Below are 12,560 nucleotides of genomic sequence, written 5' to 3'. Positions count from 1 at the left end.
TATGTCGACCAAGGTTCGCGCATTTATCAGCAGCACGATGGAAGACCTGCAGAACGAACGCAGGGCAGTAGTAAAGAGCTTGAAAGGCCTGGGAATCGACCCGGTATTCGCCGAGGAATTCAGTCCTACTGGCGAGTCCAGTTGGGAAGTTATTCGGGAAAAGATGGAGCAATGCCATGTTTGCGTGCTCATACTTGGTACTAGTTATGGCTGGAACCCCACGAGTGGCTACGGAGCAGGACAGAAGAAATCTGTGACTCACCTGGAATTCGACTACGCTCGCGAGTTGGGAATTCCCGTAATCGCCTTCATGAAGAAGCTTTCATATGGCACTAAACCGGACGAGCAGCGGGATAACTTTAGAAAGGAAGTTTCTGATTGGCATAATGGGCTATTTCGCACCGAGTTCGAATGGGCTGACGATCTGGCAGAGAAAGCGTCCAGCGCTTTTGTGAGTCTATGGACGAATTCTTTCCTCAAGGAACACGTTCGATCACGGGATTCAAAAATCACCCCCGTACCTGCCATTCCGAGACCCTCTCAAGAGGGCGCTCGTACCAACACTCAAGACTCCGAATGGGTTCTTGTTGCAGGAGCAGGACTTTCCATAATTGCCGGCTACCCGACCGCCTACGTACTGACCACGGCGTTGGCACGATTCTTGTGGCCATCAATGGAAGATACGTCAGACCTCTATCGATACAACTTTAGCGAGGTAGCTAGTCTTTTGGAGGCGCGCCTTGGAAGAGCGAAGCTTCTAGATGTAGTCGAACAGACGATGAATCCGCCACAGCACGTACGCCCAACCGTAGCTCACCAGCAGGCTGTGCTGAAGTTTAAGGCCATCGTGACGACGAATTTCGACACACTCTTCGAGTTGGCTTGCATCGAGAAGAACGTTCCCTATGAAGTCATCACCCCTGACTCTGAGGCCCCTGCGACAAATGATGGTCGCCTTCGCATCTATAAGATGAACGGGAGCATTACTGATCTGAAGTCACTGTGTCTTACGACAGCCGATCTTCGAGCCATCGAAAATCGCCCGGTATTTCAGAGCCTACGCGCACTATTGTCCACAAGCCGGGTGGCGGTGGTCGGGCACTCTTTGCGAGATGGCAACATGGCGGAACTTATGGAAGACCGCAATCGGAATGGCGATCGGAGCGTTTATGTATCACCGGCCCAAGTCGAGGTAGACGACATAACACTCGCACGGTTCAACCTGATTGGAGTTCGTCAGAATGCGGACGACTTCCTTGAGTCATTCGACCCGACGCTCAACTGAGAACGTACCATACACTTGCAAAGTGATGCCCCTAGCCTCGCTGAGGTAGGGGCCACCTGAGGTTACTCCTCGGCAATAAGGAACCGATTGGGGTTCTTTCCCAGCCAAGCAGGCGCACGGCCGCGGCCCGACCAAGTCGCGCCAGTCTTCGGGTCACGATACTTCGGGGGCAACGGCTCTTTGGCGGCCTTCACTGCCCCACTTCCTGCTGGGCGACCGCGGCGACGCTTGCCTTGGACATCTTCGACGGACAGCCCGTACTGTTCCATCAACGTGCGAATCTGCTCAATGACGCCGGCGACTTCGGTCGAGCGCACCTCTGCGATTTGCGCTTCCAGTGCTTCCTTTTGGGCCAACAGTTGCTTGTAAGTAGCCATTGCGTTCGTTCTCCTTGTTGATTTGCCAACTTAAGGTGGCGCAATAGCTTAACTGTCTCAGGCTGCATTTCAACAGCGGAGAAAAATTACCTAAAATTCTCTTGACGTTGAAATTGATACATTCGGCGTAGAATGTATTTCGTTCAAACGGGTACCCATTCGGCGCGAATCGTCCAGAGAAAGGCGAGAGGCATGGCAATCAAGCAGATTACGAAACTTCAAGGTTACCGAATCTTCAGGAACTTCAAGTGGAACGAGCTTCCAGACTTTGGTCGCTACAACCTCATCTATGGCTGGAACGGCGCAGGTAAGACCTCTCTATCCACCCTATTTCGATTTCTCCAGCGGGGCGAGACACCCGATGCGGCCTACGTGGAGCTGCTGTTGGAAAGCGGTGCGCTAAAGGGGGCAGACTTCGGAGTGGCCACGTCACCTCCCATCAGGGTCTTCAACCGAGATTTCGTCGATCGAAACGTCTTCGAAGTGCCTGGGCATGAACTACCTCCTGTTTTCTATTTGGGAGAGGACAGCACAAACAAACAGAAGCAGGTCACTGATCTGCTACAGCTTCAAGACGACCTCCGGAAACGGGTCACTTCGATTTCCAAGCAGCTAGAGACGACTACAGCTGACTTCAATAGCTTCTGCACCAACCAAGCCCGTAGCATTCGGAACCTCCTTCTCGGTGATGCGCGTTACAACAACTACGAAGCGCCGAAGTTCAAGGAATTGATGCGTCGCGTAGCTGGCAAAAAGTCCGCGACCGCGCAGTTGGACGATGCGGAACGCAAACGGCTAGAGGATGCTATTAAGGGCACGCAGATGCCCAAGCTGCCCCAACCTACATCTGGAAATATCCAACTCCCCGAACTCACGCAAGCAGTTATTGAAGAACTTCGGGTCACAGTTGTCTCAAGTACCATCGAGGAACTCGTTCGAGCTCCAGAGCTTGCAGACTGGGTCGAAGAAGGTGTTCACTTGCATAGCGAAGACGCGACGCACTGCAAATTCTGTGATCAGCCGCTGCCGCTTCTTCGACTAAAGACTCTCGCCGCACACTTCAACGACAATTTCAAGGCACATCAGGAGCGCCTTCAAATCCTCATCGAAACGGTTGGTTCGATTCGCAGCGAGGCTTTGGCAAAGACCATCCCAGAGCGGTCAGCACTCTATCCTCATCTCCATTCGGAGTTCGATGCCGCCATTGGGCAACTGAAGACCCAGTCTTTGAGTGTTGAGATGTATCTCAAGGGAGTTCAAAGTGCCCTTGAGGAAAAACTCAAACAGCCCTTCCGCTCGCTCAATCTCACGGACTATCTTCCGAGATTCGACTTCCCCACAGATTCCGGGCTCGCGAAGTTCATTGAACTGATATTCAATGGCGTAACAGCAATCGGGGCGTTGTCGGGTTTCTCGGCAGTGCAGCGACTACTGAATGTGGTCCAGAAACACAACACTCACACCGACAATTTTGACGTAGCCGCCGCAGCCGCCCGAGCAGCCCTGGAAATCGATGAAGGCGTCAAGACGCTGGAAGAATGGGGTTCTCGGACTACGTCTATCTCCGACCTAAGAGTTTTGCTGGACGTAGAGAGCGTCAGGCTCGAACCAATTGCTGGCCAGGTGCGGAATCTCCAGCGCGAGATTCGACAGCATCTCAAGCCCGCCGAAGAGCTCAACCGTGAGATGGCTGCCTATCTAGGAAGAGACGAGCTTCGCTTTGAGGTGAGGGATACGGGTTACACCATCATGCGGGGCGCTCTGCCGGCCATGCATTTGAGTGACGGGGAGCGGACGGCGATAGCCTTCATGTATTTCTTGAAGACGCTGAGTGATGCGACGTTCGACATCAAGAACGGCATCGTGGTCATCGACGACCCGGTATCGAGCCTAGACGCGAATTCGCTGTACTGCGCCTTCGGCTACATGAAGACGCGTACGAAGGACGCAAAGCAGATCTTCATCCTTACCCACAACTTTAGCTTCTTCCGGCAAGTTAAGAATTGGTTCAACTATGCAGGGAAGATCAACAACAAACCGTACGAGCCCGCGAAGTCCAAGGACACACACTTCTATATGCTCGCACCGACGATAGAAGACGGACAACGGGGTGCCACCCTCCGTACGCTGGATCCGCTCTTGCATGAATACGAGTCGGAGTATCACTACCTTTTCCGGTGCGTGAGTGACGGCTCCAAAGCGGCTGCACCAAAGAGTCTCGCTGAAGTGTACGGTCTACCCAATATTGCTCGGCGTTTGCTTGAATCGTTCTTGTCGTTCCGAGTCCCTGGTCGCGCTGGGAATCTCGGGCAGCAGATTGATGCATTGCAGGGCGACGCCGCAGCGAAGGCGAGAGTCGTGCGGTTCTTACACACCCACTCGCATATGGAACAGGTCGAAGCTGACCACGACCTGTCGGTGCTGTCCGAGGCTCCCGCCGTGCTCACGGACTTGCTTGGCCTCATCCAGACCAACGACAAGGATCATTTCGAGGCGATGATGAAGATCATCTAGCTTCGATTTGCCATCGCATTCCGCCTCACCCAGTACCCAGCATGCGTTGAGTCCCGGCTATCGAGCACTCAGGCTCCAGGTTCTTGTGTTCATAAACGTTCCGTCATGACAGCAGAAACTCCCCCTATTCCGCCTGACGAACCGAATCGGCCAGGCAAGCAACAGCTTAAGCTTGATGACCTCATCCCAAAGAAGTCCGCCGTGGAAACATCCATTGGGACACTGTATGTCAGAGCTCCAACCTGGAGAGAATGGTCGTCGCTCGATGACAAGGAAGCTCCGCTAGTAGGCAGCACAGCGATCCGACTGCTTACAAACCGCAATCCCGATAGGGAAGACGCCAGTCCACTGGACGATCGCGACATGGTGGCGCTGCTTCCGGAAGACTTGTCGATGCTGGCAACGGTTCTGACCAAGCGTAATGACTGGGACGATCTGCCACCGGACGCCGACATGACGGCGTTCGGCGAGTTGCTTATTAAACAGAAAGGTGAGGAGACTGAGCGCCTCCGGGCCATATTCGACAAGATGCAAATCGGGGCGGGCTACAGCTTCCTTGCAGGAGATACGCTCAAGAAGCTACAAGGTAGCCTTGACGGGCTTGCAAACATCCGATCAGCGGCGAGCGGCTTTCGCGAGCAACTCGACAAACTTCCCGACCTTGGCGGCGCCGCCAAAGCATGGAGCGGACTTAAGCTGCCGACGGAGGTTGACCTAGGCCGTGGTATCCCGAGCGATCCTGTCAGACCGAGGACTGCCGATCTCATAGTTCCTCGTATCTCAAGACCCGAGGAAATGCCGCTCGGGCGAGCGACGCTTGAGAACGCTGCAAACAGCCGCGAGACGCTGCAAAAGATGAATGCGCTGGTCGACGTAGTCGCGGGGCTGAATGAGACGATGGTCAAGGAGGTACTGCCGGCCTGGTTCAAGAAGGTGGAGGACGACCAGAAGGGGGCAAAGGAGACGGTCGCCCAAGCGGCGAGGAGCCTTTGGTGGACCAAATGGGCTGTCGTTGCATCCGTGGTGGTGACGGTCTTCGCCACCGGTATTCAGCTCTGGGTGGCAATAGAGATGGATCGAGATAACGGGGCGCAACAGCAGCGGGTCGAGTCCATCCTTCGCGAGCAACTCGCCATGCAGCAAAGATTTCTCGACCAGCAGGCACGCGCCATCCAGTCGGCCAGCACGCCTTCATCCGCGAAGGAGACGCAGCCCACATCGACGAAGAGACGCTAGCCCCTTCGCTCACGGCCTCAACCAATCCAATGCAAGCACTATCACGCTTCACAACGAAATCTAGACGCTGGATCTTGATTGTTCTCCTGGCAGGCAGTCTCTATCCAGCCCTGTCCGCGGTGATGGAAAGTGGGCATGACAGGATGATCGGATACATCACGGCTGTCCTGATGCCCATCTTCTTCACTCTGTTGACACGGTCGAGTATTGCTCAGTATCGAGTCTCATCTGACGCAAAGCGAAAACTCGCTAAGCTGATGGCGCTGCAATGCCAAGCACGGCGTCGGTACGCACTGTGTGAGAAAGCGTCCAGGACGGCCACTTGTCCGGCGAATCATCGACAGCAATCCACTGGCAGACATCGAGAAGGACTTGGTCCGGCCGTGACATGCTTTCGAACCATGCCTTCCGCGTTACGTGCCGGTCGAAGGTGCCACCCATGCACCGCGCGTTGGGGCTTTTAGAGGGCCGCGATTTTTCATACTCATAACCACCTTCAAGCGGTTGCCACGACGTCGATAGGACAATCCGGGACATCAGGGTACGGAGCTAGAACTTCTTCTAGCAGTGGCACGTGTTCGAACAAACTGTACCGGGGATGGCGCAACAGCTCAATGCCGTTGGGGGTCCGGTAGACCCCCTCGGGATGGCGCGATCCATCGAAACCCAAGTAGAGCATGTGCAGCTGCGTGACGGACATCTCTGCCATCATGACAGCCGCCTTGGCTTCAGCATGCAGTCGTTCGAATGGATGTGCCGATACTTCCCGCCAAACATGGTCTTTCTCCTCGCGTTGCGATGGAGATTATCAAGGCCAAGCCATGATTGGAAATCATCTTCAAGCTGGCCCGGACTAACCGGCAAGATCGTGCCGGTTACGCGAAGACTTCCCTACCCCCGCTGTAATCGCAATACACTGCGCTTCCACTGTCTCGCAAGAGAGTCGCTGTAACGACGTTCATCATCATGCTTAAAGTCACTGTAGAAGTAGTTCGACCGGGGCGCGACGACTCAGGAAGGCAGATTGCAACGGCATACATCGGCAGGCTTGAGCACAGCGCAATGTCCGACTACTCCGTGCAACTGAACGAGCTTCCCTTTGGCGATAGGGTGAAGCAAACTTTGCGCGCCTACCCCCGCTACGCATCATCTGTTTTTGATTTAGTAGCTCGTGCGCTGGCAGTAGGACTAACTGGGACCGAAGAGTTGCCACCGCGACCTGAGGCTGTGGGTGTCCCCATTCACCAATCTGGAAACACCAGCTACGTTCGGCTTTCTGAGATCCCTGAGCCGGCGGCCACGTTCTTTCGCAAGCGCATTGAGTTTTCGGGTTGTCCAGTTATCGAAGAAGACCCCGAGCCAATGCAATGCGCGTACGCGTCGGACTGGCTTGCCTTCATGGCCGGCCGGCGATAGCCCAACGGTTGCTGCCGAATCCCAAGACATCGGAAGAGGCGGAAGGTGCGCCCGCCGCAATGGGCCGCCTCAGTGCCTTTGCTCGCTGACGGTTCAGGCTTGAGGTGAGACTTTTTGTGTAGTAGTGCACCGCGCAAAAAATGCGCAACCACATGGGTCGCGCACTTGAGAGTTCTTAAACGTACCTTCTTGCCTCCAGCTTAGCTGTCCTGTCCGGCATGAGGGCCTGGACCATCGAATAGGTTGACATCGCGTTCACAAAAACATGACGAAGTGGCACCCCGGGGATGTCGGAGGTCGCGGCCTCTTGCAGTTGTCCGCTTGAAACCAAATCAAACAACTCGTATAGGGTACTAGCGCTCGGTACCGCGTCCGGGGTGCCCCTAAATGCTTCATTCCGCAGCGGACCTGTAATCGCATCGACAACAACGAACGACGCGTCCCACGAGTCCCCTTCTTCGACGTAGAACAGGAACGGAAGACGTCCCACCGTTCGCCACACGTCGATTGCCTCCCACATCGTTGCGTCGAGCATGTCTGCCACGAAGTAGAACTGCAAATCTCCCATCTGGAAGCGAAGCGTCTGCAGCTTGCGCCGCTCATCAAGGTCGATGAACCCGAACCCGAGGGTTGACTTTTCATACGTCGAGCCCAAGAGGTGTCGTTTTTCCTTCGGGATCGCGCACGTAAGTGCGGGCATGTCGCCCGGCAAACCTCGCGCTTGCCTGAACGGGGCGCCCACTTCGTCCAGTGCGCGCAGTAAAGCGATGGGCATCCGATTCGGGCCCACGAAGTAGTTAATATCCATTTCCAATGTCCTGCTGAAGTTATGACCAAGGATTGCGCGCTCTAGTCGAACGCGGCAGATGAGGTCCACGTGGCGCCATGCACCGTCGTGGGCTTCTGCGATCTGCAATCCCGTATAGCGCCAAAACTCCTGCATCTGACATGACCCGGAATCATCCGGATGCGGAGGGTTTCCAGCTGCGAATGGCCGCATGTTACGGCGTGAAATTCGCGGGGAAAAGAGCCCAAACGAGCCGTTCGTGAGGCGCCTCGAAGCTCGCTGAAAAAACTGGTTTGGATTAGGCAGAGAATTTCAAATTTGAAGAATTCCTCTAATTTGCGAAGTTTCTGCGGGTCGCGCCCCTTCTGCGCTGCTCTGCTTATCAGGAAGCACCTCGCTCAGTCAGCCAAGAGTCGATGTCCGCCCGTCTCCCACGAAGCGAAAAGGGAGGGCCGAGATGCGCGGCGGCGGCAAAGTATGGGGGTGACCTCGGACACGGCGGAGGATGATGGCGGCAGTGATGTTGGAGCCGACGGCAACACTCATTGCATCGGGCGATAAACCTGTAATCGCGCCGCTGCGGCGAGCCGAAAGATGGGCTGCCAGGGCCGACGTCCGGGTCCAATTCGCTCATGTACAGACCCCGAATCCGCTCAAAATGAGCGGATTCCAGCCGAAATGAGCGGATACTTGAGCGGATACTCACGTTTTATGACTGTTTAAGCACTCGCACGGCGAACATCAAGCCAAACGTCTACGTCTGTCCGACGCCAGCGAAGTGGAAAGCGCGGCCCGAGGTAAGCGGGCGCAGGCAACGTATGAGGCCGTCGTTTGGAGCGGCGGAGGATTGTGGCGGGAGTGACCTTGAGAACAGCTGCAAGGTCGTGAGCGTCGAGGTAGGTGGTCGATGTCTGTTGCATCCTGAGTATAGGGACAGCAGGTATCCTCAGCGCACTCCCGCGGCGTAAATAAGAAAAACCACGCCCGAGGTATCACGAGGTGTCATCCGTTTTGAGAAGTTTCAAAACTAGTGATACCGCGTGATACCGCAACTAGACTGGCACGCAATGGAGGGCGCGCTCTTACCAAGAGAATGCTGGCGGGCCCTTCGGGCGAGACCAGTCGTGATACCTACCTGGACATGTAGCAGGACCGCAATCCCCGCCCGACTCAATTGAGACCCGCACACCTAATCCATGCCCAGATACTTAAGAGCTCCGAAGCCGGCGGGACGCGGAAGCGCCGGAACCCGTGTAGACACAACCGGAAACGCTGCGCCATGGGCCTTGCAGTACGCAGCCATGCTCGTCCATGGCTCCATGTCACCCCAACCGTCGGCCCAGCCCAGTAAATCACCGGATGGGCGCACGTCCGAGCTCATCGCCGGAAGGAAGAATCGATAACTCTTCTCGCCCTGCTCTTCCACGCCAAGCACGATGGGCACGACCTGCCACTTTCTCCAGAACTCGATGCCCATCCAGTTGTCTGCGTCCTCCGCGTCGGCGAGCCAGACAATCTCCAAGCCAGCGAGGACCAATTTAATCGCAATGATCGGATGCCCGCCGAGCTCCACGCTCTCGAAGGAGATTGTCGCCGGCGAGAGGCTCTCGGGCAGGCTGGCCAGGGCTGAAGCTGTCACTGGGCACGTCAATGCCATTGCGTAGCTAGGAAGACCTTCCGCCGGCATCTCCGGCTTGCGCCAGTATCGAGCGAAGAAGTCCATGGTACCGACGGCATGCACGTTGCCGCCTAAGTCATTGAGTCGTTTCACGTGTTTCGCAGAGGCGACCGGGACGCGCTGAAGCTGCTACCAGGTCGGAGATTGCGAAGCTGCGGGCGCGCAGTTCGCGCAGGCGCGTGGCCTACATAGGAGTGTAGGTGCGCGAAAGCTTCATGAACGACGCGAGGCTGCCGAAAATGCGCATCTGCGGACCGAAAGCGCCTGAAACGCTCCCGAAGAATAGGCGTAAAGCCGTGCCATTCTCTCGCTCACCTGATGAACGAAAATTTCCGACCTCCGGCGTGGACACGCACGCGGCTTGATCGGAGCGCCTTGTCGAAACGTATATCGTAAAAACGTACTGGTGCGAGTCGTGCTCGGAATTCAGTGCCCACCGGTTGTCGGCAGCTTCGCTTTCCGCTTCGGCTTCTTCTGTGAAGCAAGCGCAGCAACGGTGTCCTCGAAAGCGAGCAACGTAGATTCGAGCTCGTCCATGAACGCGCTTACCGATGTTCCCAAAGCTATGCACCATTCCCGGAGTTCGATCACATCCATCCGGCGCTGCCCCAGCTCGCACTTGCTGACGAACGCCTGTCTCACTCCTAAGGACTTTGCAATCTCAACCTGAGTTAGCTTAGCCTCCTCCCGCTTGACACGAAGCAACTCCAGCATCAGGCGGTTCTCCTCCGCATGAATAGTCTTCTTCATCACTAGTCCGAGTGCAATCGAACGGGCCAGCTTGCACTCCGATTTGGAATACCCCAAAATGGAGTATTCGCAAACTACTGAAGCTGCCACTCCCGCATGGAACGCGCCGACCAGGGGAGGTCGTGGCTCAACATTGGTCCTCCGGACTACGAGATTTTGAAATGGAACACATACGCAAGGGCTTGGCCGCATTGCTCGATGAGTGGCCCGAGGGGGCGACGACCACTACCAAGCACAGCTTTGGCAAAGCCATCGACCAGATGAACGAGCTCGAGCTGATGTACCAGCTATGCATAACGGATGAGCTCGAAATCATTGGCGACCCCACAAAGGCTTTTGCCGCGTACGACGCCAGCAGAGGTAGCCTTCGGGTCTATTCGATGAATAACGCCCATGTACAGCTGACGCCTTGCGACTCGACGAGCCGCTTGGCCGTCCTCGAATACGCACAGACGCACGGCGCGAGTTTCACCGCCACCAAAGAAGAAGTGACCTGCACCATCGACGACGTCACAGCAACGGGGAAGACATACTTCGTGGCCGCGCTCAGGACGATGGCGAAGTACCACGCCACACATAAGCCTGAGTAGCCTCGACCAACATGCCGAACCGAGCCACCCTTTCCCTCTGCTTCAACCGGCAAGAAGTTGCCTGTAGTGAGGTCGAAACGGCTGCTAGCGGAACAAATGTGCCCGTAGTTGCAGAGACATTTTTGCGCCAGAAGGTAGTGACATGGCGCGAGTAGACCCGACTCGGTCGTACACCCCTGAGGAGCTCGAACACGAGATTGGCAGCAGTCTCAAGCGCCTACGCATCAATTGCAATCTGGAACAGGCCGTCCTGGCTGAGCGCGCCGGCGTCAGCACGCGGGCGTTGCGGAACCTCGAGCTGGGTAACGGCTCGTCGTTACACACGCTCGTCTGCGTCGTTCGAGCGTTGGGCAGGCAGGAGTGGTTCGCCACGATTGGGCCAGTTGCGACCATCAATCCATTGATGATGACCAGGGGTGCTGAGCCTCGCCAGCGCGCGAGCAAGCCTCGGGCGAAGAAGCCGGAAATCAAACATGAACCTCAATGACGTGCCTGAGAACTTCCCGCGCATCACGATTCCCGCGGTAGTTACTGGCGTGCAGCCAAAAATCGGCGTTCGAGGGATTGACGGGCGATACGTCGTCGGTCAGACCGAGGAAGAGCGTTATGAGCGTTGGGATATCTGCGAAGACCTGGCGCAGCAGCTATTGCAAGTTGCGCAGAAGGACGAGACGGGGCATCCAGGACAGGCGCGGGAGAAGACGCTTCGAAGGCTGCGGATATCAGTGTCGCAGAAAGGCTGGTGCTCCGAGGATGAGCTGGATTGGCTCATCGGGAGACTGGCAGCGTTGCTGCAGGGCTGAGCGGGCAACCAGGGAGGGATAGAAGTGCCGCTTCAGTTGAAGGATGCTATCGACAAGCTCTATAAGCCGCCGAGGGACGGAAAACGCCAGGTGCTGGCAGTGTCGCGGGATGTCGCAGAGAAGTTGCCGCGATTGGAGTCGGTGGCCGTCATTTCCGTGACAGCGCCGGGGAGGCAGTTGGCCAGCCTGGATGGATTCAACCAGGTTTTGCGGCTGAGCTTCGCCGATGTGGATTTCATGAACCCGGAGCTATCGGCTCGAGCGAAGGAGAAGCTCGCAGATTCGTTCCGGCCGGAGCACGCAGTGGCGATTCTAAGGTTCGTCGTGGAGCTGCCAGGAGAGGTGGCGACCGTGGTGGTGCACTGTGAAGGTGGGTATTCTCGGTCGGCAGCGATCGCGCTGGGGCTCCACCGCCTCTACGGCTATGCGGCCGACGTGAAGCACCTAGGAGAGGCTAATCCCTCCATTGTTCGTCAGATGGCGCAGAAGGCCGGGAGGCGTCCTTAGGAACGATATGGGTAACGTTGCCCTTCGCAGACAGCGTTCTGCGAAGACGCGCCGCTCGACCTTCTGCGACGTCCGCCCTCTTCTCGGCTTTTACGCGCGCGAGGTAGTGTGCGGTCGCTTCAGCCTTGTACTGGTTGACCCGAACAATAAGCTCAGCCTTGTCGGCACGCAGCCGCTGTATAAGCTCGGTGTGTGTTGTTGGGAGAGAGCTTTTGCCCTGTTTGGCTTGCTTGATTAACTGGCGAACGATGGGGTATCGACATTCGTCCATTCCTATCAGCGTACGCGAGTGACCTGCCTCAATCGCCACATTGGTAGGGTTGATTCGTAGCGTTCCTTTCGAAGCCAACTCCTTGAGCTTCTCATTCTTAGGCTTTCCATCAATCAGCCGCTGGAGCGCATCCCGGAATGCCTGCTCAATTGGGTCCATGTCTGCAGGCGGCTCACGTCGCAGCTTGGTCATGAGGCGCCCTCCGCTGCATGGTTAATTGACGAACGATTGGGTATCGGCATCCGTCCATTCCTATCAGCGTACGCGAGTAACCTGCCTCAAGCGCCACGCTAGCAGAGTTAATTCGTAGAATTCCTTTCGAAGCCAACTCTTTGAGCCTCTTGTT

Annotated in this window: 14 protein-coding genes; 8 read left to right on the top strand and 6 right to left on the bottom strand. The window is 56.3% G+C overall.

Annotation, left to right across the window (positions count from 1 at the left end; genetic code table 11):
- The first annotated feature begins 1 nt into the window (after nt 1).
- Nucleotides 2–1,285 carry a DUF4062 domain-containing protein gene (locus BLR29_RS09490; RefSeq protein WP_092136529.1) on the top strand — a complete coding sequence of 428 codons (1,284 nt, stop codon included), beginning with the start codon at nt 2–4 and terminating at the stop codon, nt 1,283–1,285.
- 62 nt (nt 1,286–1,347) lie between these two features.
- Here BLR29_RS09490 and BLR29_RS09485 read toward each other — a convergent pair whose 3' ends face one another.
- The gene (locus BLR29_RS09485; RefSeq protein ID WP_092136527.1) at nt 1,348–1,662 is read right to left on the bottom strand and encodes an H-NS histone family protein; all 315 of its coding nucleotides are present in this window, start codon (nt 1,660–1,662) and stop codon (nt 1,348–1,350) included.
- 192 nt (nt 1,663–1,854) lie between these two features.
- Between BLR29_RS09485 and BLR29_RS09480 the strand changes: the two genes are divergently transcribed.
- Together BLR29_RS09480 and BLR29_RS09475 are read left to right on the top strand one after the other, a co-directional pair.
- Nucleotides 1,855–4,176: an ATP-binding protein gene (locus BLR29_RS09480; protein WP_092136525.1), complete on the top strand. Its 2,322-nt coding sequence runs from the start codon at nt 1,855–1,857 to the stop codon at nt 4,174–4,176.
- A 201-nt stretch (nt 4,177–4,377) separates the two neighbouring features.
- Nucleotides 4,378–5,412, top strand: coding sequence for a hypothetical protein (locus tag BLR29_RS09475; RefSeq protein ID WP_143018426.1), 1,035 nt, complete (start codon nt 4,378–4,380; stop codon nt 5,410–5,412).
- 249 nt (nt 5,413–5,661) lie between these two features.
- Here BLR29_RS09475 and BLR29_RS33190 read toward each other — a convergent pair whose 3' ends face one another.
- Nucleotides 5,662–5,949, bottom strand: a complete 288-nt coding sequence (locus BLR29_RS33190; protein WP_176860904.1) for an HAD domain-containing protein — start codon at nt 5,947–5,949, stop codon at nt 5,662–5,664.
- 429 nt (nt 5,950–6,378) lie between these two features.
- Here BLR29_RS33190 and BLR29_RS09465 point away from each other — a divergent pair, with 429 nt between their 5' ends.
- A complete protein-coding gene (locus BLR29_RS09465; protein ID WP_092136519.1) occupies nt 6,379–6,828 on the top strand; it encodes a hypothetical protein in 450 nt (149 codons plus the stop codon).
- 175 nt (nt 6,829–7,003) lie between these two features.
- Here BLR29_RS09465 and BLR29_RS09460 read toward each other — a convergent pair whose 3' ends face one another.
- From BLR29_RS09460 to BLR29_RS09445, 3 genes are all read right to left on the bottom strand, one after another.
- On the bottom strand, nt 7,004–7,636 hold the full coding sequence (locus BLR29_RS09460; RefSeq protein WP_255371149.1) for a hypothetical protein: 633 nt from the start codon (nt 7,634–7,636) through the stop codon (nt 7,004–7,006).
- A 1,168-nt stretch (nt 7,637–8,804) separates the two neighbouring features.
- Nucleotides 8,805–9,386, bottom strand: coding sequence for a hypothetical protein (locus BLR29_RS09450; RefSeq protein WP_143018425.1), 582 nt, complete (start codon nt 9,384–9,386; stop codon nt 8,805–8,807).
- Nucleotides 9,387–9,719: 333 nt separating this feature from the next.
- Nucleotides 9,720–10,043 (bottom strand): helix-turn-helix domain-containing protein, encoded by a 324-nt coding sequence (locus BLR29_RS09445; RefSeq protein ID WP_092136513.1) that lies wholly within the window; start codon nt 10,041–10,043, stop codon nt 9,720–9,722.
- Nucleotides 10,044–10,204: 161 nt separating this feature from the next.
- On the opposite strand from BLR29_RS09445, the gene BLR29_RS09440 reads away from it, so the two are divergent.
- From BLR29_RS09440 to BLR29_RS09425, 4 genes are all read left to right on the top strand, one after another.
- On the top strand, nt 10,205–10,633 hold the full coding sequence (locus BLR29_RS09440) for a hypothetical protein (protein ID WP_092136511.1): 429 nt from the start codon (nt 10,205–10,207) through the stop codon (nt 10,631–10,633).
- 142 nt (nt 10,634–10,775) lie between these two features.
- Complete coding sequence (locus tag BLR29_RS09435) at nt 10,776–11,120, top strand: helix-turn-helix domain-containing protein (RefSeq protein ID WP_092136509.1); 345 nt, start codon at nt 10,776–10,778, stop codon at nt 11,118–11,120.
- Entirely contained in the window at nt 11,107–11,436 is a 330-nt protein-coding gene (locus tag BLR29_RS09430; protein ID WP_092136507.1) for a hypothetical protein, read from the top strand. Before BLR29_RS09435 ends, BLR29_RS09430 begins: the two co-directional genes overlap by 14 nt.
- 36 nt (nt 11,437–11,472) lie before the next feature.
- Entirely contained in the window at nt 11,473–11,943 is a 471-nt protein-coding gene (locus BLR29_RS09425; RefSeq protein ID WP_255371148.1) for a hypothetical protein, read from the top strand.
- Here the strand turns inward: BLR29_RS09425 and BLR29_RS31875 are convergent.
- Nucleotides 11,891–12,406: a hypothetical protein gene (locus BLR29_RS31875; protein ID WP_143018424.1), complete on the bottom strand. Its 516-nt coding sequence runs from the start codon at nt 12,404–12,406 to the stop codon at nt 11,891–11,893. The genes BLR29_RS09425 and BLR29_RS31875 overlap by 53 nt on opposite strands.
- Nucleotides 12,407–12,560: the final 154 nt, after the last annotated feature.

This window comes from Cupriavidus sp. YR651, assembly GCF_900101625.1.
Lineage (GTDB): Bacteria > Pseudomonadota > Gammaproteobacteria > Burkholderiales > Burkholderiaceae > Cupriavidus.
Note: the sequence above shows the minus strand (reverse complement) of the source record. Positions and strands in the feature narration are given on the sequence as shown.